Origin of the sequence: Microbispora sp. H10885 (assembly GCF_014161415.1) — a bacterium.
Lineage (GTDB): Bacteria > Actinomycetota > Actinomycetes > Streptosporangiales > Streptosporangiaceae > Microbispora > Microbispora triticiradicis.
The window spans coordinates 774,775-793,124 of record NZ_JABBWY010000001.1 but is presented as its reverse complement, the minus strand read 5'-3'; the positions used below and the strand labels follow the sequence as shown (position 1 = coordinate 793,124).

Sequence of the window (18,350 nt, the reverse complement as noted above, 5' to 3'; positions counted from 1 at the left end):
GCCTCGCCGAGTGCCACCACCGTCGTGGGCGGCGACTTGTCCGCCCGCTCACTGACACCCGCTCCCCCTCATGCCGTCGCACCGGCCGGCCCGGCCGTCGCGGACGCGACAGCCGTCGCCGTGCCGAGGAGCGGCACCTCGAACCGTACGGACACCTCGACCTCCGCGACGCCCTCCGCGATGGCGCAGGACCGCAGGGACGCATGGTTGGCCACCGCGATGGCCTGTGCCCGGCCACACGCCTCCTCCGGAGCCGCGAGGGTCCAGCGGGCGGCGCCGAGCGCGGCGAGGTCCGCGGCGCTCTGCGCCCGGAGCCGCGCGACCCGCGCGAGGCCCACCTGGACGACGACCATCGCCGCCAGCCAGACGACGGCCATCAAGGTGATCGACCAGATGGTCGCCGAGCCCCGCTCCCGGGCAGGACGCACCACGTCCGCACCGGCGGGCGCGCCCCTCATCGGCGTTCCTGCGTTCCGACGTCGTCCAGGTGAGGCGAGGAGCGGCCGCCACCATGCGCTTCGCCCGGGCCGGCGTCCCGCTCCCGCCTCGTCAGCGCTCCGGACATTTTGGGCGCACCCGACGATATGGACAGCGGCGGCAGAGCCGGGGTCGCGGGTCCTGGCGATCCGCGCGGAGTCGACGGCATGGACCGGGCGGGCCCGAGTGTCGCGGAGCTGAGCGACCCGGGCGGGGGCGGGAGGACACCGGGTTCGGTGTCGGAGACGGCGCTCGCCCTGAGGCGAACCGGGGGCAGGAACGACCTCCACAACGGCCGGACGTTCGCGGTCACCTCGACCCGGACGGTGCCCGCTCCCGCAGCGACGGACACGGTGGCGTCCGCCGGAGCCAACCGCAGGACCACCGCACGCACCTGTTCCGGCGCCTCGCCCCGGGCAGCGGCCCGGGCGCCCGCCCGGGCCGCGTCCACACATCGCAGCTGGGCGTCCGTGGCCGCCACCGCCCACAGGGAGGCGGTCAGGACCAGAACCAGTGCCGGAAGCGCGACAGCGGTTTCCGCCGTCACCGAACCCCGCTCCGGCCGGCGCGTCGTCTCAGGCATCTCAGGCGGCCAGCTTCAAGGCCTTCTGGATCAGCGCGGCCAGCATGGACCGCACCTCCGCGCTGGTGACGATCTTGTAGAGGAGCGCGGCGAAGCCGCAGGCGGCGATCGTCCCGACGGCGTACTCGGCGGTGGACATGCCCGCGTCGGCCCTCGTCCTCGCCTGCACCACCCATTGGATGCCCAGCTTCCGCGCCCGGCTTGTGGCCCTTCCGACGGCTCGCCGCATACCCGGCCATCCTCGCTTCGGCCTGGACGCCATGGCCGCGACGACGGCCGGGCCGACGAGCCACGCCCCTCGCCCACAGGCGAGGTCGAGCACCCGCCACACGGCATCGCCGAGCGCCGTCCACCGTCCTGAGCGTGCCCGGTGCCGGCCCGCACCCTCCGCCGATCGCCGCCGGGGCTCGCTGTCCGCCCGGCTCGTCCGGCCGGTCGCCGCCGCGTGCCTGCTCATCGGTCCTCCTGACCCGTGTGGGGCGGCTCGTCCGCCCTCGTCCAGGCCAGGTTGCGGCAGGACGGACGACCACGTTCGGGCCGAACGCGGTTCTGTGGACAACGCTCCCGCCGAGCGCGTTCTCCACATGGACCGCGGCCCTGCCTGAATGCCGATCACGCTGGTCATGACGGCTTCGGCGAACCGCCGCACCCCGCACTGTCCACAGGTGTGGATGGCGGTGTCCACAGGCTGTTCACGGCAGGAGGATCTGACCCGCCAGGCCCGCGACCATGGGGATGACTCCGAGGAGGACGAAGGCCGGGAGGAAGCAGAGCCCGAGCGGAGCCACGGCGTGGACGCCCACCCGTCGTGCCGCCGCCGATGCCGTCGCCCTGGCGGTTCGCCGGGCGTCGTCGGCGAGCCTGGTGAGGACGTCGGCTACCGGCGCGCCGCTCGCAGCGGCACGGACCATGGCCCTGGACAGGGCGGCGAGCGAGGGTTCGGCCGAAAGCCCGGCCCAGGCGTCCTCCGGGGCCGCGCCGAGGCGCAACTGAGCGCCCACCCAGGTCAGCCGCTCGCCCACCGGACCCGGCATCGCGGCGGCGGTCGTCTCTACGGCCCCGCTCATCGGCTGTCCTGCCCGCAGGCAGGCGACCATGAGGTCGACGGCGAACGGGAGATCCGCCTCCATGCGCGCCCGCCGCCGCCCGGCCTCGGCGGGCTCCCGACGACGGACGGCGATGAAGACACCCGAGGCCGCCGCCACTCCTGTCACCAGGCCTGCGGGCCCTCCGACCAGTAGGAAGAGCGCGAACCCCACAGGCAGCGCGACGGCCGCTCCCCGGCGGGACATGCTCTCGCCTTCCGGCGGGCGCGCCGTCGCGCCGGCCTCCCCGCGTGTACGCGGCGACGCGATGGCGGCGAGACGCCCGGCGGCCGAAGGACGAGCGGGCCACGCCAGCACGGCCAGCGTCGTCAGAACCCCGGCCAGCACGCAGATCATCCGTCATCGCCCTTCCGCCGGCGGCATGCGTCACCGGCCTTCCCCTGTGCAGGAACACTCGCTCCCCTGCGCCCGACGCCCGACGATTCCGCGCCCGGCGCTGTGGCACTCGACACCATGGGGTGGGCCGCCGCGCCCCGCGCCCGACCCTGCGCCGACTCCGTTGCCGACCTGTTGCCGGCCCTGTTGCCGGTCAGCGCGGGCCGGAGCCCGGGGGCTCCTCCGCCCGCGTGACGAGCCTGTGGGTCCACCACAGGCCGGCGGCGTCCAGGGCGAGCCCGGCGACCAGGCAGGCGAGACCCGCCGGGCCGCCGAGCAGGAACGACAAGGGGTTCATGCCGAGACCCGCGGCCATCAGCAGCCCGAGCGCGGGCAGGCCCGCCAGCATCCGGGCGGTCGCCCTGGGTCCGGAAAGCTGGGCCGCCACCTCCTCGCGATGCGCCTGCGCCTCCCGCAGCGACACGCACACCCGTTCCACCAGCGCGGTCAGACCACCGCCGGCGGCCACGCTCACCCGCCAGCACGCGGCCAGCCGGACCAGCCCCTCCCCGCCTCGGGCCGGCGCGGCGGCGAGCAGAGCGGCCGCGACGTCACCGCCGTCTCTCGCGGCGGCGATCACCGGGTCGAGCGCCGCGGGGTCCGGCGACCGCACCGACGAGACGGCCCGCGCCAGGGCGTCACCGGGAGGCCGGCCCGCCGCCAGTTCGGCCGCGAGGCCCTGGCACAGCTCCAGGGACACCGCTCGCCAGGCCGCGGCGGTAGCGCCCGGACGCGGGGGCCTGGCGAGCGCCGTCCACAACCGGCCGGGGGCCCTCGTCCCCCGCCGTGCGCCGGTGAGACGGGCCAACCGCGCCGCCGCGGGCTCCGGCCCGGCCCACAGCCAGGCGGCGAGCGCCGTGGCGAGCACCGCGACCAGCCCCAGGGACAGGAACCGGCCGTCAGCGGGCGGCACGACGGCCTCCCGGCTCCGGGCAGAGGTCCCGCAGCGTGCCGAAGGACGGCCCCCGGCTAACCCGGCCCTCCGCGTCGAAGGCCAGCGCCGGCACCGCCGTCACCAGGCCGGACGGCCCACGTTCGAGGACGCAGACCTCCGCGACCCGGCGCCGGCCGCCACCTGGTTCCCGTACGAGGTGGACGACGAGGTCGAGGGCGGCGGCGATCTGGCTGTGCACCGCCTCCCGGGACAGCCCCGCCGCGCAGGCGAGCGCCTCCAGCCGGGCGGGCACGTCCGCGGCGTTGTTGGCGTGCAGCGTGCCGCAACCCCCTTCGTGACCCGTGTTGAGCGCCGCCAGCAGGTCGACGACCTCCGATCCGCGCACCTCGCCCACGACCAGGCGGTCGGGCCGCATGCGCAGGGCCTGCCGTACGAGATCGCGCAGTCCCACGCCGCCCGCGCCCTCCAGGTTGGGCGGCCGGGCCTCCAGCCGTACGACGTGGGGGTGGGCCGGGTGGAGTTCCGCGCTGTCCTCGACCAGCAGCAGGCGCTCGTCCGGACCCGCGAGGGAGAGCATGGCGCTGAGCATGGTCGTCTTGCCGGTGCCGGTCCCTCCGGTGACCAGGAACGCCAGCCGCGCCGCCATGATCGCCCTAAGGATCGCGGCGCCCTCCTCCTCGGCGAGTTCCTCCAGCGCGAACGTCCGCCGCGACGGCAGCCTGAGGGACAGGCAGGTCCCCTCGGCGGCGATCGGGGGAAGCACCGCGTGCAGCCGCACGCCACCGGCGAGCCGGGCGTCCACGTAGGGGCAGGCGTCGTCGAGGCGCCGTCCGGCCGCCGCGGCCAGGCGCTGGGCGAGGCGGCGCACCTCGTCGTCCCCGGAGAACGTCACGCCCGTGCGGCGCAGGCCGTCCCCGTCGTCCACCCACACCTCTCGCGGCCCGTTGACCAGCACGTCCGTGACACCCGGCTCGGCCAGCAGGACTTCGAGCGGCCCGGCGCCGATGAGATGGGCACGCAGGGTGCGCGCGACGGCGAGCACCTCGGCGTCGCCGAGCACCGCGCGTTCCGCCCGCAGGGCCGCGGCCACCTGGGCGGCGGTGGGCGCGGCGTGGGCGTGCGACAGCCGTACCCGGACGGCCTCGACCAGGTCGGCGCTCACGCCGGGCACGGTCGCCGGGCCCTCGCGGCTCATCGGCCCTCCGTCTCCGCCGGCGACCACCCGGCCCGGCCGGTGTCAAGCCCGCCGGGCAGGGAGTCGAGCAGATCCGCGCAGAAGCGCCCGAGCGGGGCGCGGCCCAGCGGCGGGGGGTCTCCCCGGTCCAGGATCTCGGCCAGTCCGCGTATCTCGGGGAGCACGCCCGCGCACGGAACGGCGAGGGAGGCCGCGACGACCTGGGAGTCCAGCGATCCGGCCCGCATCACCAGGCGCAGGTCGCCGGTCCCGGGGCGCAGCAGCGTCACGGTCTGGGCGGCGGCGAGCGCTCCCCGGAGATCGGCGGGGACGACGACGATCGTCGCCGCCGCCCTTGTCAGCGCCTCCGCCTCACCCTCCCCCACATGGCGTGGCAGGTCCACGACGACCAGGTCGCACCCGCGCCGCGCGGCGTCGAGCACGGCGCGCATCGCCTCGCGGGGGATGCGCACGGGCTCCCCGCGGTGCGCCGAGAGCACGGTGAGCTCTCCGAAGGTGGGCAGCGCCTCCTGGAGCGCGGCATAGCTCACCCGGCCCTCCCGTCCGGCGACGTCGGGCCAGCGGGCGCCCAGCGCCTCCTCCTGGCCGAGGAGCACGTCGATGCCGCCGCCGAGCGGGTCCGCGTCGACGAGCAGCGTGCGGAGCCCGCGACGCGACGCCGTGAGCGCCAGGGACGCGGCGAGGACGGTGGCGCCCGCACCGCCCTTGCCGGCGGCGACGCAGACGACCGTCCCGGCCCGGGTCTCCGGCTCGGCCGCGTCGCCGAACTCCTCGACCAGAAGCCGCTCGGCCTCGGGCAGCTCCAGCACGGTGCGCGCGCCCACAGCCACGCATCTGCGCCACATGTCGGGATCGCCGGCCGCCCGCGTGACGACGACCACGTTCGGCCGGGGCGGCGGGCCGGTCACGGCGAGGTCGTCGGCCAGGTCGGCCCCGACCACGACCAGCGGCGCCCGGATCCAGTACGGCCGGGCATGGGCGGCCGCCTGGGCGACGTCCAGTTCGACGCCCGCCGCGGCGGCGATGCGGAGCAGATCGTCGAGGAGTTCCTGATCGTCGGTTACGGCCAGCGGGCGTGGCATCGGCTTCTCCCTGTCGTCCGGGAGCATCACGATGCGGCAGGACCGGAACCCCGGCGGGGCGCGGACCGGGTCCTGTGGACGACGCGCGTTCTGTGGACGACGCCGCGACCGTCCCGCGGGGCCACAGCGGAGACCGATGGGAGGCCGATCGGAGAGCGCACGGAGACCGGCCGGAGCCGGCCGGAGAAAAAGGGCGACCCCCGCCGGGGGGGATAGCGGGGGTCGCCGTGGGTCCGGCTCTGGGGGGGTAGAGCCGGGCCGTTATTCCGAAAGCTTTAAACACGAAGCCGGGGCGTGGCAAGAGGTCCGCCGCTCCGATGACACAGATGCCGCCTCTGGGGGGAGACGCACCCGTATGCTGCCTGATCGGGAGAGGTAGGTCGAGCCCGCCGCCGATTTGAGTAAAATTTTTTCTCCGAGTCAGTGTTACATGTGAACACGCGCAATCGCAACGGTGCGCCAGGGGGCGCATCGCATCACGTGCCCCGCCTCGTCCCATCCTTCACAGGCGTCACAATCAGGAAAAAGGGCCCTAAAGAGGATGAAGCGCCATGAAAGTCGCATACTCTCGGTAAAGCTTCCGCGCCCAGGGCTTTCCATCCCGAGGATTCGGACGTAAAAAGGGATTACGGGCCTGAGGGTCCGCGTACCGCATCGGGTACCCACGCGCGACCAGCCGCGGGAGGCGTGTCGAGACGGGCTTGACCCGCTCCGACAAATACGAGGTGCACGCTTGGTAACCCGGTGACGTGTACTTGCGACGGCGTTCCACACCAGGGACGCCGTCCGCTTTGTCGGCCTGCCGAACGCCCGAAACATCGGCGTGCCGGACGCCCCGGAACATCGGCGTGCCGGACACCCCAGAAGATGCGCGGCTCCCCCCCGGCTTCCCCCGGAAAAAACGCCGGACCCCCCGCAAAAGGGGTCGCTCAGCGGGACATGGCCTCGCAGATCGCCGTCGTCTCCCGCACCCCGAGCACGACGGCCGTGGCGCAGTGCCGGATCCAGGTCCCGACGCCCTCGCCCGTCCCCTTCAGGTACGACCTCAGGCTCTCCGCGTACGCGTCGCCCAGATCGGCGTGCCCCACCTCGACGGCGGCGAGCGACTTGGGATCGAGACCGAGGCCGACGAGCGTGAGCCGTTCGGCGGCGCGGGCGATCAGGCCGTCGGCGACGCCGAAGGGCCGCAGCACCACCAGTTCCGCGTGCACGACCGCGGCGAGCACGAGCGCGGGCACCGTGGACGAGCCGGTCACGAGCCCGGCCAGCGCCGACATGCGGGCCGCGGTCTCCTCCGGGCCGGGGGCCGGGCCGAGACCGAGCGGATCGGCGGTCGTGGGAACCGTACGCGGCCTCCCGGGGTCGGCCGTCAGGCCCGCGGCCGCCAGCGTGTGCAGCCGCGCGAGGACCTGACGCGGGGCCGGCCGCCACGTGGCGGTCAGCCGTCCGAGCTCGGCCGACGCGCGCAGCGCGCCCTGCGCCACCGGGTCGGCCACCTCCCCCGTACGCAGCTGCTCAAGAGGCACGTCGACGCCTTCGAGCGCGGCGGAGGCGCGGGCCCCGCGCAGCGCCGACTCGGCCGACACCTCGGGACCGCGCCGCCGCAGCACCCGGTGCCGGTAGAGCCGGTCGACGGCCTCCCGGGCCTCCTGTACGGCCTCGGGCACACCGGGCAGCCCGGCGACGACGGCCAGCGGATCGCTCACAGCCCCCGACCATACCGGCCGGTAGGACGTCGTTCGCCGAGGAGGTGCGCCCGTTCACCGCAGACGCGCGTACGCGATCTCGGCGGGCTTCCCACCTGTCACTAAGTTTGCCGGTCATAGCCCTGTTACCACGGACAACGCGAAGCTACGGCGTGCCTGCCCGGATTACTTGTACTTGACGCCGCTCGCCTGGTGAAGTGGGACACGACATACCCCAGCTTGGCCGAGGCGGCCGAACGAGAGACAACCCGAAGACGCTGTGAAGGAGTACGGAGTGGCCACCGAGACCCCTGGTCAGGAAACCCAGGAGACGCTGTCGAACCTGCTGAGTGAGACGCGCCGGTTCGAGCCTCCCGCGGACCTGGCGTCGGCCGCCAACGTCACGGCGGACGCCTACGAGGAGGCCGCCCAGGACCGGCTCGCCTTCTGGGAACGCGCCGCGGAGCGCCTCACGTGGGCAGAGCGCTGGGACACCACGCTGGAGTGGAAGCCGCCCTTCTCCAAGTGGTTCGTCGGCGGCAAGCTGAACGTCGCCTACAACTGCGTCGACCGTCACGTCGAGGCCGGCCGGGGCGACAAGGTCGCCTACCACTGGGAGGGCGAGCCGGAGGGCGACACCCGTACGATCACCTACGCCGACCTGCAGAAAGAGGTCGCCAAGGCGGCCAACGCGCTGGAGGAGCTGGGCGTGCGCAAGGGCGACCGGGTCGCCGTGTACATGCCGATGATCCCCGAACTGCCGATCGCTCTGCTGGCCTGCGCCCGGATCGGGGCGATCCACTCGGTGGTCTTCGGCGGATTCTCCGCGTCCGCCCTGAAGAGCCGCATCGACGACGCCGACGCCAAGATCGTGATCACCGCCGACGGAGGATACCGCCGCGGCGCCCCGAGCGCGCTCAAGCCGACCGTGGACGAGGCGGTCGCCGACTGTCCCGGGATCGAGCACGTGCTCGTCGTACGCAGGACCGGGCAGGACGTCCCGGTGAACGAGCGCGACGTCTGGTGGCACGACCTCGTCGAGCGCCAGCCCTCCGAGCACGAGCCCGTGCCGCACGACGCCGAGGACCCGCTCTACATCCTCTACACGAGCGGCACGACCGGTAAGCCCAAGGGCATCCTGCACACCACCGGCGGCTACCTCACCCAGGTCGCGTGGACCCACCACGCCGTCTTCGACCTCAAGCCCGAGACCGACATCTACTGGTGCACGGCCGACATCGGCTGGGTCACCGGGCACTCCTACATCGTGTACGGCCCGCTCGCCAACGGCGCGACCAGCGTGATCTACGAGGGCACCCCGGACACCCCGCACCGGGGCCGCTTCTGGGAGATCGTGCAGAAGTACCAGGTCACGATCCTCTACACCGCCCCCACGGCGATCCGTACGTTCATGAAGTGGGGTGACGACATCCCCGCGAAGTACGACATGTCGTCCCTGCGCGTGCTCGGCTCGGTCGGCGAGCCCATCAACCCCGAGGCGTACGTCTGGTACCGCGAGCACATCGGCGCGAACCGCTGCCCGGTCGTGGACACCTGGTGGCAGACCGAGACGGGCGGCATCATGATCAGCCCGCTGCCGGGCGTCACGGCCGCCAAGCCCGGCGCGGCCATGCGCCCGCTGCCCGGCGTCGTGGCCGACGTCGTCGACGACCAGGGCGAGTCCGTGCCGAACGGCGGCGGCGGCTTCCTCGTGGTCCGCGAGCCCTGGCCGGCCATGCTCCGCACCATCTGGGGCGACGACCAGCGCTACATCGACACCTATTGGTCGCGGTTCGAGGGGATGTACTTCCCCGGCGACGGCGCCAAGCGCGACGAGGACGGCGACCTGTGGCTGCTCGGCCGGGTGGACGACGTCATGCTCGTCTCCGGGCACAACATCTCCACGACGGAGGTCGAGAGCGCGCTCGTCAGCCACCCGAAGGTGGCCGAGGCGGCCGTCGTGGGCGCCACCGACCCGGTGACCGGCCAGGCCATCGTGTCCTTCGTCATCCTGCGCGGCGGCGCGGAGGAGAGCGAGGACATCGCCTCCGAACTGCGCGCCCACGTGGCGAAGACGCTCGGCCCGATCGCCAAGCCGCGGCAGATCCTGGTGGTGCCCGAGCTGCCGAAGACCCGTTCGGGCAAGATCATGCGCCGCCTGCTGCGCGACGTCGCCGAGAACCGTTCGCTCGGCGACGTCACCACGCTCACCGACAGCTCCGTGATGAACCTCATCGCGGAGAAGCTGCCCAGCGCCAAGAGCGACGACTGATCCGCCGGCCCGGCCCCCGGGCGGTTCGGTGATCGGAGGCCGCGGACGGATCGTGGAAGGCGTGGACGGAGCCTGCGTCCACGCCTTCTCCGTCCCGGCTTTCCTGTGGCCCGGCTTTCCCGCGGCCCCGGCTTTTCCACGGCCCCGGCTTTCCTGCGGCCCCGGCGGCGGCGATTCGCCATGACGGGGAGACGCCGGATCGCCTTCGGCGTCATAATTTAGCCGCCTGTGGGCAGGTCCCCCGCATGCCCGCCGGGCGGGCTGAGGTTGTCCACAGGCGGGGGTCTTCCTGTTCGCGTGCGCGGACGGAGACGAGATGATGTTTGATAGTCGCAGATAGGAGATCGCTGATGCCCGAGGACGAATCGCTCGGCGCGCTGGTCGCCCAGGCGAGCCATCACATCTCGACCCTCGTACGGTCGGAGATCGAGCTGGCGAAGGCCGAGCTCAAGTTCGACGCGAAACGGGTCGGGATGGCCGCCGGGATGTTCGGCGCCGCGGCCTTCATCGGGCACCTGTGCCTGATCCTGGCCTCGTTCGCGATCGCGTACGGCCTCGTGGCGCTCGGGCTGGCCACCTGGCTCGCCTTCACCATCGTCACCGTGTTCTACCTCCTGATGGCCGGGCTGCTGGTCTTCGTCGGCTACCGCCGGCTCAAGGGGCTGGCCGGGATGAAGCGCACCATGCGGAGCCTGCGTGGCCTCGCGGGCCCCGAGGAGGCGGAGGCGCCGCTGCCGGAGACGGCCCCCGTCCCCGCCATGGCGGCCGAGGCTCCCGCACCGCCGCCCTACACTGGCCCGACGGCCGGGCAGGTGGGCGCTCACCGGGAGTCCATCCGTGATGGCCACTGACGAGTCGCTGATCGAGGCCGACGGCCCCTGGACGCACCGGGTCGTGTACGCGGGCGGCGTGCGGTTCCACGTGGCGGAGGCCGGAGACGGGCCGCTGATCCTGCTGCTGCACGGGTTCCCCCAGTTCTGGTGGACCTGGCGGCACCAGCTTCCGGCGCTGGCCGAGGCCGGCTACCGCGCCGTCGCCGTCGACCTGCGCGGCTACGGCGGCAGCGACAAGCCGCCGCGCGGCTACGACCTGCCCACGCTGGCCGTGGACGCGGCGGGCCTGGTGCGGGCGCTCGGCGAGACGAGCGCGATCGTGGTGGGTCACGACTGGGGCGGCCTCCTCGGCTGGACGATGAGCGTCCTCGATCCCAAGGTGGTGCGACGCCTGGTCCCGGTGTCGGCGCCGCACCCGCTGCGCATGCGCGCCGCCCTGTTCACCGATCCGCTCGGCCAGCTCAGGGCCAGCCGGTACGGCCTGGGCTTCCAGCTTCCCTTCCTCCCCGAGCGTAAGCTCACGCGGCGGAGCGGCGCCGCCGTGGGGCGGATCATCGACAGGTGGGCCGGACCGCAGTGGCCGGGCGACGGGGCGACCCGCGTCTACCGCGACGCGATGCGGATCCCGACCGTGGCGCACTGCGCCCTGGAGTACTACCGCTGGTTCGCCCGTTCGCAGATCCGCCCGGACGGCTTCCGCTACGCGCGGCAGATGCGCGCCGAGGTCGAGGCCCCGACGCTGCAGATGCACGGCGCGCTCGACCCCTGCGTCCTGCCGCGGACCGCCCAGGGGTCCGGCCGGTTCGTCGCCGCGCCGTACCGGTGGCGGCTGATCGAGGGCGCCGGGCACTTCCCGCACGAGGAACGCCCCGGCCAGTTCAACACCGAGCTGATCTCCTGGCTCGCCGACCCCGAGCCCGACCGCTGATCCCGCCCCGCCGTTCGTGCGTGCCACCCGCGGCCAAGGGCCGGGAACCCTACCCGTGATCTTGCAGAAGATAGTAGAAATGTGCCCTGAAGTGGCCCAACTTCTTGGTTGATCTATCGCGTCCGCCGGGAAGGTCGCTGGTCCTTCGGTCGCCGTGAACCGCCCACGCGCCCTGAGGAGAGACCATGCGTGACCGTGACGAAGCGGGACGTCCCCGCAACGCACGCCCTCGTGACGAGTACGGCAGGCCACTGCCCCGGGGGGCCGAAGGGGTTCCCCGCGTGCCCGACGACTACGCCCCCGGCCCGGAGGAGGCGCTGGAGCAGGCCAGGAGCCTGCTCGCCGACGGACGGCCGTTCCACGCGCACGAGGTGCTGGAGGCCCGCTGGAAGACCGGCCCCGACGAGGAACGCGAGCTGTGGCAGGGACTGGCCCAGATCTGCGTCGGTCTCACGCACCTCCAGCGCGGCAACCTCTCCGGCGCCGCCGCCCTGCTGACCCGCGGCTCCGCCCGCCTCGGCGCGTACGGGTCCACCCGGCCCTACGGGCTCGACCTGCGGGCTCTGGCCGTACAGGCCGACGCGATCACGACCGCGATCGACGAGGGAGACGCCGGTGCCGACGCCGCGATCTCCGCGGTCCGCGCCCTCCTGACCCCGGCCGAGCCCTAGAAGCGCGGAGCTCAGTCGCAGCCCTCGGTGCTCACCGGGCCGACCGCGTGGCTGCCGTCCTGGGCGTCGGGCAGGACCTCCTCGGCCGTCATGGCGAAGCCCGTCTCCGGCGTGTCGGTCGCGGCGGCGAAGATCACGCCGAACACCTTGCCGTCCGGGCTCAGCAGCGGCCCGCCCGAGTTGCCCGGCTGCACCTTGCCCCGGATGGCGTAGACCTCGCGCTCGACCTTCCGCTTGTTGTAGATGTCGTACATCTCGGCGCGCTGCTTGACCCTGATCCGCGCGGCGAGCGGGGTGAAGCCCTGGTCCTTCGGATATCCGGCGATGATCGCGCTGTCGCCCCTTCTGGCGACCGTGTCGAAGCGCAGCGTGCCGATCTGGAGGTCGGGGACGAACAGCACCGCGATGTCGCGTTCGGGGTTGTACAGCACCACCCGGGCGTCGTGCTGGTCACCGCGGTAGTCGGTCACCCGCAGTCCTTCGGTGACCCCGGCGACGACGTGGGCGTTGGTCATGATCCGCTGCCGGGAGTAGACGAATCCCGTCCCCTCGATGCGCTTGCGGCAACTCGGCGCGGTGCCCTGCACCTTGACGATCGCCCGGCGGGCCCGGACCAGGGAGGGGCTCGCGTTGATCAGGGTCTGGTCCGGCGGCGCCACGTTCTGGCCGCCGATGGAGGTGATGACCTGCGGCCAGTCGGAGGTCTCCACGAAGTCCCTGAACGGCTTCTGCAGGGCCCGTACGCCGTCCGGGATGGCCTCGTCGACGGTCTGCAGCACCAGCGAGCCGTTGATCTGCTCCTTGATGAGCGCGAAGCTCATCGAGACCATGAGCGAGCCGATGAGCCAGGCGATGACCAGGACCGACAACCCGCTGGCCACCGACCCGCCGAAGGCGTCGACCATCCGGGCGGGCTCCCAGGTGACGTGGCTCCGGGCGACGGCGCCGATGGTCGAGGACGCGAACTGCCCGATGGTCGCCGCCAGGAAGACGATCACGATCGCCAGCAGCGCCCGCTCGGTGTCACCGCTCACGATCGCCCCGGCCAGCGGAGGCGCGATGAACATCCCCAGAACGGCGCCACCGACGAATCCGATGAAGCTGAAGGCCCCGATGATGAATCCCTGCCGATAGCCGGATACCGCGAAGGCCACAACCAGGCCGATCAGGATGAGATCCAGAAGATCGCCGCTCACAGCTACCACGGTATCCAGCCACGCCATTCGTCGTGCGGGCGTCCCTGGAGTCTCATCGATATCGTGACGACATGGGGGTATCGGAACGGCCACCCGCGGCTGGGGACCGCTACGACGGCGCGCGGGGCCCGGAAGACGCGAAGGACACGGCGGACGCGAAGGACACAGCGGACGAGGCCGCGGGGCGAGGCGACGGCGGCGGGGAGCCCGCGCACGAGCTGATCAGGATCGCGCTCACCGACACGGACCCGGACGGGCCGGTCAGGTGGCGGGCGATCACCACACTGCAGGCGCGGGGGGACCCGGAGACCTTCGCCCTCGCCCGGCGGCTCTGCGTGAGCGCGGACCCCGCCGAGCGGGTGCTGGGAGCCGACATCCTCGGCGAGCTCGGCCGGGACCATCCCTTGAGGGACCGTACGCTGCCCGTGCTCCGCGCGCTGGCGGCGGACGAGGACGATCCGAGGGTGCTCTACTCGGTGCTGATCGCCTTCGGCCATCTGCGCGACGGGAGAGCGCTGCCGTCCGTGATCGACCTCGCGGCGCACGAGCACCCCACCGTCAGGTACGGCGCGGCCTACGCCCTTCCGCATGTCATGGGCGATCCACCCGACGACGCGGGACTGGCGGCACTGCGCCGCCTGGCGGCCGACGCGGACGAGGACGTCGCCGACTGGGCCGCGCTCGGCCTGTCCCTGAACGGCCTGGCGCCGAACGCCGCGCCCGCGAAGCGCAGCTCAGCCTCGCGCGGCCAGGTCGACGACCTCGGGGGGCAGGTCCTCGATCCGTGAACGGTCCCAGGGCCGCTCGAAGCCGGCCGCGGTCAGCACGCCGTCGAGCACACCGGCGGTGAAACCCCACACGAGCAGGCCCCGTACGCGGAACGCCACGGACGGGACCACTCCGCGCGGGTGACGCAGCCGCAGCCGGTTGGCGGGGTCCACCAGCTCCTCGATCGGGACCCGCTCGACGGTCTCGACCTCGTCGGGGGAGGCCGCGTGCACGGCACACGGCGTGTGCCACCAGCCGAGCACCGGCGTCACCCGGTTGTCGCTGTGCCAGATGTAGAGCTCGGGCATGGTGCCGACGACCTCGACGCCGGCGGGGTCGAGGCCGGTCTCCTCCCCGGCCTCCCGCAGGGCCGCGCCGACCGGGCCGTCGTCACCGGGGTCGACGCCGCCGCCGGGGAACGCGGGCTGGCCGGCGTGCACCCGGCCCTTCGAACTGCGCTGGATGAGCAGGATGTCCGGGCCCTGCGGCCCCTCGCCGAACAGCAGCAGGACCGCCGCCGAGCGACCGGCGCCGTTCGCGGGCGGCCGCAGCGCGGTGGGGACAGGGCTGTGCGCGGCCTTCGCGGCGAGCCGGGTCAGCCAGTCGGGAGCCGCGACCACCTCCACCACGACCACCTCCACATCGTCGGGGCGGCCGGGCACGCGGACATGCGCCGGCCGGGTGTGCCGTACAACCATCGGCGTGGGCGCGAACTTCCCGCCGGCCTCCCACCGCTTTCCCGACCGGCTTCACACCGAGGACGCGCCGGGGAGGCGCCGTTCACCGGACTCCCCGCCACCGGGCCGGGAGACGTCAGGAGAACGGGCCCGCCTTCACAAGCTTGCGGGCCTCCTCCGGATCGGTGGGACCGGTGCCGTACGCCGGGCAGAGCTCGGCGAGAGGGCACGCGCCGCAGGCGGGCCTGCGGGCGTGGCAGATGCGGCGACCGTGCCAGATCAGCCGATGGGACAGCATGGTCCACTCCGGCTTCGGGATCAGCTCCCCGACCTCGTGCTCGATCTTGACGGGATCGGTCTCGGCCGTCCAGCCGAACCGCCGCGTCAGCCGCTGGAAGTGCGTGTCGACGGTGATCCCGGGCACGTCGAAGGCGTTGCCGAGCACCACGTTGGCCGTCTTGCGGCCCACGCCGGGCAGCTTGACCAGGTCGGCGAGCCTGCCGGGGACCTCTCCCTCGTGGCTCTCGCAGAGGGCCTGCGCCATCCCGATGATGCTGTTGGCCTTCGCCCGGAAGAACCCGGTCGACTTGATGATCTCTTCGAGCTCCGCGCGGTCGGCGCCCGCGTAGTCGGCCGCCGTCCGGTACTTGGCGAAGAGCACCGGCGTGACCATGTTGACCCTCTTGTCGGTGCACTGCGCCGAGAGGATCGTGGCGACCAGCAACTCCAGGGGATTGCCGAAGTCCAGCTCACAGTGGGCGTCGGGGTAGGTCTCGGCCAGGATCCGGTTGATCCGCCGCGCTCGCCGCACCAGGCCCAGGCGGGTCTCGGCCTCGCGTCGGCGCCGTCGCGGGACAGCCGTGTTCACGGCCGGGTTCGTCGCCATGCCGCAAGCGTAGGCCCTCCGGCGACCGCCCACCTCCCGTCCCGTCGGGTCGACCGCCTTGTCATACATGCCGCATATGCTGCCTGTATTTGCCAATTTGTCCGTACGCAGCGCAATACACTGTGCCCGTAGGGGGACGGCCGGCCGCCCGAGCCGGTCGAGCGCGGGATGGGCGTAAGAATAGGTTTCGCGAAGATTGTCTAGTTTCGCCAGGCGCGACGCACACGACTGCGAGCCGGGGCCGGCGCTCGTACGACGCAACAGGACACCCCGTAATGCGCCGGGAAGGGTGTGGGTCACAATGGCTAGCACGGAGCCGGCGACCGAGCGCGCCCGCAGCAAGGAGGCACCGTGAGCACCGAGGAAGTACTGAGCAAGGCGCCGCTGTTCTCCGCGCTCGACCGCGAGAGCGCCGCGGCGCTGCGTACGAGCATCACCGAGGTGGAGCTGCCCAAGGGGCGCACCCTCTTCAGTGAGAACGAGACGGGCGACCGGCTCTACGTGGTGCTCGAAGGCAAGATCAAGCTGGCGCGCACGGCCCCCGACGGCCGGGAGAACCTGCTCAGCGTGCTCGGCCCGGGCGAGATGTTCGGCGAGCTGTCGCTGTTCGACCCCCGCCCCCGCACCGCGTCGGCGATCGCGCTTACCGACGTCCGCCTGGCCGGGCTCGGGCACGACGACCTCCGCCCGTGGCTGACCGGGCGGCCCGAGGTCGCCCTCCACCTGCTGCGTGCCCTCGCGCAGCGGCTGCGCCGCACCAACGACGTGCTCGCCGACCTCGTCTTCACCGACGTGCCCGGCCGGGTCGCCAAGCAGCTGCTCGACCTCGCCGACCGCTTCGGGCACAAGACCGACGACGGCATCCGGGTGCACCACGACCTCACACAGGAGGAGCTGGCCCAGCTCGTGGGCGCCTCCCGCGAGACGGTCAACAAGGCCCTCGCCGACTTCGCCCAGCGCGGCTGGCTGCGCATCGAGGCCAAGGCCGTCGTGATCATGGACAGGGAACGGCTCTTCAACCGCTCCCGCTAAAGAGTGGTCTTGAGGTAGTCGAGCTGGGCCGCGACCGACATCTCGGCGGCCGGCCACAGCGCCGGGTCGACGTCGGCGTAGATCATCTCCACGATCTCCCGCGCGTCCCTGGCGCCCCTGCGGATCGCCTCGCGGACCTGCTCCAGCCTCATCCGGCGGTGCACGACGTACGCGTTCAGGACCCCGGCGGGATCGGGCAGGACGGGGCCGTGGCCGGGCAGCAACGCGGTGGCCTCCAGCATCTCCGCGCCCTGCCTGAGCCGGTCCAGGCTGCGCAGGTAGTCGCCGAGGTCCCCGTCGGGGGCGATCGTCGTCGTCCCCCGGCCGAGGACGGTGTCTCCGGTGAGCATCGCCCGGTCGCCGGGCAGCCAGAAGCACAGCGAGTCGAACGAGTGCCCCGGCGTGGCGACGACCCTGACCTCCACGTCACCCGCAGTGACGACGTCGCCGTCGTCCAGGCCCTCCTCGCCCAGGCGGTGCCGGGGGTCGAGCGCCCGCACCGGAGCGCCGAGCAGGCGCGCGAGCGGGCCCGCCCCCTCGCTGTGGTCGGCGTGCCCGTGCGTGAGCAGTACGGCCGTCACCCGGCGGCCGTCCACCCGCTCGGCGACCCGCCGCAGGTGCGCCTCGTCGTCCGGCCCGGGATCGACGACCAGTACGGCGTCCGCCCCGCCGACGATCCACGTGTTGGTGCCGTCGAGGGTCATCGGCGACGGGTTGGGCGCCAGCACGTTCACGGCGGTCGCCGTACCCGCCCCGTCCGGGCCCTCCGCGCCGTCCAGGGGAATGCGCAGGCCGCTCACGCGCCCGCCCTCCCCGCCTCGGGGATCTCCTCGGGGATCACCAGCACCATCCGGCCGTCCACCTCGGCAGGGGCGGGCATGATGGTCGTGATCGACCGGGAACAGGACAACACATCGCCGATCGTCTCGAAAGCGGCGATCTCGGTCAACGTCCGCACGGTCGGCGGCATCAGGAACGCCGTACGGTCACGCGCGGCGGCCAGGGCGTCCCCGGGCCGCATCCACGCCACCTCGGACGCCTCGCCGCCCACGTCACGCGTACGCTGCCCGGACGGCAACGCGGCCACGAAGAAGCGGGTGTCGAACCGCCGGGTCTCCATGACCGGGGTGATCCAGTGTCCCCACGCCTTGAGCAGGTCGGACCGCAGCACCAGCCCCCGCCGGTCGAGGAACTCGGCGAACGACAGCGTGCGCGCGATCAGCGCGACGCGGGCGGCCTCCCAGTCGTCGCCGGTGGTGTCGGTCACCACGGTCCGCGGACCCGGCCCGGCGAGGAGCACGCCCGACTCCTCGAACGTCTCGCGTACGGCGGCGCAGACGAGGCCCCGCGCCGTGCCCTCTCCGGTCCCCAGGAGCACACCCCACTCGGCGGGCGAGGGACCGGCCCAGGCCACGGCCTGGTCGGCGTCCCGCGGGTCGACCGACCCACCGGGAAACACGTACGCGCCGGCCGCGAAGGCCATCGTCGCGTGCCGCCTGAGGAGATACACCTCAAGGGGGTCGTCGCGGAGCAGCACCACCGTGGCCGCGTCACGGGCCGGGACGGGAGCCAGACGGCCGGCCAGGATCTCCCGCGCCCGCTCGCCGAGATGACCCGGCAGCGGAAACCCCATGGAGCCCTCCCAACCAGAACAAGGATCGGTCCGACCGGCCCCATGCTCCCGTACGC

Annotated in this window: 19 protein-coding genes; 6 read left to right on the top strand and 13 right to left on the bottom strand. The window is 73.1% G+C overall.

The window, feature by feature from the left end; all coding sequences use genetic code 11:
- Window positions 1-68: 68 nt before the first annotated feature.
- From HHX37_RS03480 to HHX37_RS03445, 8 genes are all read right to left on the bottom strand, one after another.
- Window positions 69-458, bottom strand: a complete 390-nt coding sequence (locus HHX37_RS03480; protein ID WP_182884471.1) for an Rv3654c family TadE-like protein — start codon at window positions 456-458, stop codon at window positions 69-71.
- Window positions 455-1,060, bottom strand: a complete 606-nt coding sequence (locus HHX37_RS37535; RefSeq protein ID WP_182884470.1) for a TadE family type IV pilus minor pilin — start codon at window positions 1,058-1,060, stop codon at window positions 455-457. Before HHX37_RS37535 ends, HHX37_RS03480 begins: the two co-directional genes overlap by 4 nt.
- 1 nt (window position 1,061) lies before the next feature.
- Window positions 1,062-1,517, bottom strand: coding sequence for a DUF4244 domain-containing protein (locus tag HHX37_RS36170; RefSeq protein WP_259406146.1), 456 nt, complete (start codon window positions 1,515-1,517; stop codon window positions 1,062-1,064).
- Window positions 1,518-1,752: 235 nt separating this feature from the next.
- The gene (locus HHX37_RS03465) at window positions 1,753-2,502 is read right to left on the bottom strand and encodes a type II secretion system F family protein (RefSeq protein ID WP_182884469.1); all 750 of its coding nucleotides are present in this window, start codon (window positions 2,500-2,502) and stop codon (window positions 1,753-1,755) included.
- Between the two features lie 193 nt (window positions 2,503-2,695).
- Entirely contained in the window at window positions 2,696-3,454 is a 759-nt protein-coding gene (locus HHX37_RS03460; RefSeq protein WP_310740252.1) for a type II secretion system F family protein, read from the bottom strand.
- The gene (locus tag HHX37_RS03455; RefSeq protein WP_182883880.1) at window positions 3,441-4,631 is read right to left on the bottom strand and encodes a TadA family conjugal transfer-associated ATPase; all 1,191 of its coding nucleotides are present in this window, start codon (window positions 4,629-4,631) and stop codon (window positions 3,441-3,443) included. Before HHX37_RS03455 ends, HHX37_RS03460 begins: the two co-directional genes overlap by 14 nt.
- Window positions 4,628-5,713 (bottom strand): septum site-determining protein Ssd, encoded by a 1,086-nt coding sequence (gene ssd, locus HHX37_RS03450; RefSeq protein WP_182884468.1) that lies wholly within the window; start codon window positions 5,711-5,713, stop codon window positions 4,628-4,630. Before ssd ends, HHX37_RS03455 begins: the two co-directional genes overlap by 4 nt.
- Window positions 5,714-6,642: 929 nt before the next feature.
- Complete coding sequence (locus HHX37_RS03445) at window positions 6,643-7,419, bottom strand: Fic family protein (protein ID WP_182884467.1); 777 nt, start codon at window positions 7,417-7,419, stop codon at window positions 6,643-6,645.
- Between the two features lie 274 nt (window positions 7,420-7,693).
- Here HHX37_RS03445 and acs point away from each other — a divergent pair, with 274 nt between their 5' ends.
- The 4 genes from acs (at window position 7,694) to HHX37_RS03425 (ending at window position 12,102) form a co-directional block, all read left to right on the top strand.
- Window positions 7,694-9,670 (top strand): acetate--CoA ligase, encoded by a 1,977-nt coding sequence (gene acs, locus HHX37_RS03440; protein ID WP_182883883.1) that lies wholly within the window; start codon window positions 7,694-7,696, stop codon window positions 9,668-9,670.
- A gap of 350 nt (window positions 9,671-10,020) precedes the next feature.
- Entirely contained in the window at window positions 10,021-10,521 is a 501-nt protein-coding gene (locus tag HHX37_RS03435) for a phage holin family protein (protein ID WP_182884466.1), read from the top strand.
- Window positions 10,511-11,431: an alpha/beta fold hydrolase gene (locus HHX37_RS03430; RefSeq protein WP_182872934.1), complete on the top strand. Its 921-nt coding sequence runs from the start codon at window positions 10,511-10,513 to the stop codon at window positions 11,429-11,431. The genes HHX37_RS03435 and HHX37_RS03430 overlap by 11 nt, the downstream gene beginning before the upstream one ends.
- Before the next feature lie 185 nt (window positions 11,432-11,616).
- A complete protein-coding gene (locus HHX37_RS03425; RefSeq protein ID WP_138459526.1) occupies window positions 11,617-12,102 on the top strand; it encodes a DUF309 domain-containing protein in 486 nt (161 codons plus the stop codon).
- Between the two features lie 11 nt (window positions 12,103-12,113).
- On the opposite strand, the gene HHX37_RS03420 is transcribed toward HHX37_RS03425, so the two are convergent.
- Window positions 12,114-13,298, bottom strand: a complete 1,185-nt coding sequence (locus HHX37_RS03420) for a MarP family serine protease (protein WP_182872935.1) — start codon at window positions 13,296-13,298, stop codon at window positions 12,114-12,116.
- Between the two features lie 71 nt (window positions 13,299-13,369).
- Here HHX37_RS03420 and HHX37_RS03415 point away from each other — a divergent pair, with 71 nt between their 5' ends.
- Window positions 13,370-14,086, top strand: a complete 717-nt coding sequence (locus tag HHX37_RS03415) for a HEAT repeat domain-containing protein (protein WP_182884465.1) — start codon at window positions 13,370-13,372, stop codon at window positions 14,084-14,086.
- On the opposite strand, the gene HHX37_RS03410 is transcribed toward HHX37_RS03415, so the two are convergent.
- Complete coding sequence (locus HHX37_RS03410) at window positions 14,033-14,728, bottom strand: CoA pyrophosphatase (protein WP_310740251.1); 696 nt, start codon at window positions 14,726-14,728, stop codon at window positions 14,033-14,035. The genes HHX37_RS03415 and HHX37_RS03410 overlap by 54 nt on opposite strands.
- Window positions 14,729-14,879: 151 nt before the next feature.
- A complete protein-coding gene (gene nth / locus HHX37_RS03405; protein ID WP_138459528.1) occupies window positions 14,880-15,629 on the bottom strand; it encodes an endonuclease III in 750 nt (249 codons plus the stop codon).
- A 351-nt stretch (window positions 15,630-15,980) separates the two neighbouring features.
- Between nth and HHX37_RS03400 the strand changes: the two genes are divergently transcribed.
- The gene (locus HHX37_RS03400; RefSeq protein WP_111700476.1) at window positions 15,981-16,661 is read left to right on the top strand and encodes a Crp/Fnr family transcriptional regulator; all 681 of its coding nucleotides are present in this window, start codon (window positions 15,981-15,983) and stop codon (window positions 16,659-16,661) included.
- On the opposite strand, the gene HHX37_RS03395 is transcribed toward HHX37_RS03400, so the two are convergent.
- Window positions 16,658-17,461 (bottom strand): MBL fold metallo-hydrolase, encoded by an 804-nt coding sequence (locus HHX37_RS03395; RefSeq protein ID WP_222867862.1) that lies wholly within the window; start codon window positions 17,459-17,461, stop codon window positions 16,658-16,660. The genes HHX37_RS03400 and HHX37_RS03395 overlap by 4 nt on opposite strands.
- The gene (locus HHX37_RS03390) at window positions 17,458-18,294 is read right to left on the bottom strand and encodes an NUDIX hydrolase (RefSeq protein ID WP_182884463.1); all 837 of its coding nucleotides are present in this window, start codon (window positions 18,292-18,294) and stop codon (window positions 17,458-17,460) included. The genes HHX37_RS03395 and HHX37_RS03390 overlap by 4 nt, the downstream gene beginning before the upstream one ends.
- Window positions 18,295-18,350: the final 56 nt, after the last annotated feature.

Bases quoted from the DNA above. Each gene is read 5' to 3' on its own strand.
- HHX37_RS03465 (WP_182884469.1), bottom strand. From the start codon at position 2,502: ATGATCTGCGTGCTGGCCGGGGTTCTGACGACGCTGGCCGTGCTGGCG.
- HHX37_RS37535 (WP_182884470.1), bottom strand. From the start codon at position 1,060: ATGCCTGAGACGACGCGCCGGCCGGAGCGGGGTTCGGTGACGGCGGAA.
- HHX37_RS03390 (WP_182884463.1), bottom strand. From the start codon at position 18,294: ATGGGGTTTCCGCTGCCGGGTCATCTCGGCGAGCGGGCGCGGGAGATC.
- HHX37_RS03430 (WP_182872934.1), top strand. From the start codon at position 10,511: ATGGCCACTGACGAGTCGCTGATCGAGGCCGACGGCCCCTGGACGCAC.
- HHX37_RS03435 (WP_182884466.1), top strand. From the start codon at position 10,021: ATGCCCGAGGACGAATCGCTCGGCGCGCTGGTCGCCCAGGCGAGCCAT.
- HHX37_RS03425 (WP_138459526.1), top strand. From the start codon at position 11,617: ATGCGTGACCGTGACGAAGCGGGACGTCCCCGCAACGCACGCCCTCGT.
- HHX37_RS03480 (WP_182884471.1), bottom strand. From the start codon at position 458: ATGAGGGGCGCGCCCGCCGGTGCGGACGTGGTGCGTCCTGCCCGGGAG.
- HHX37_RS36170 (WP_259406146.1), bottom strand. From the start codon at position 1,517: ATGAGCAGGCACGCGGCGGCGACCGGCCGGACGAGCCGGGCGGACAGC.
- HHX37_RS03455 (WP_182883880.1), bottom strand. From the start codon at position 4,631: ATGAGCCGCGAGGGCCCGGCGACCGTGCCCGGCGTGAGCGCCGACCTG.
- HHX37_RS03415 (WP_182884465.1), top strand. From the start codon at position 13,370: ATGGGGGTATCGGAACGGCCACCCGCGGCTGGGGACCGCTACGACGGC.
- nth (WP_138459528.1), bottom strand. From the start codon at position 15,629: ATGGCGACGAACCCGGCCGTGAACACGGCTGTCCCGCGACGGCGCCGA.
- ssd (WP_182884468.1), bottom strand. From the start codon at position 5,713: ATGCCACGCCCGCTGGCCGTAACCGACGATCAGGAACTCCTCGACGAT.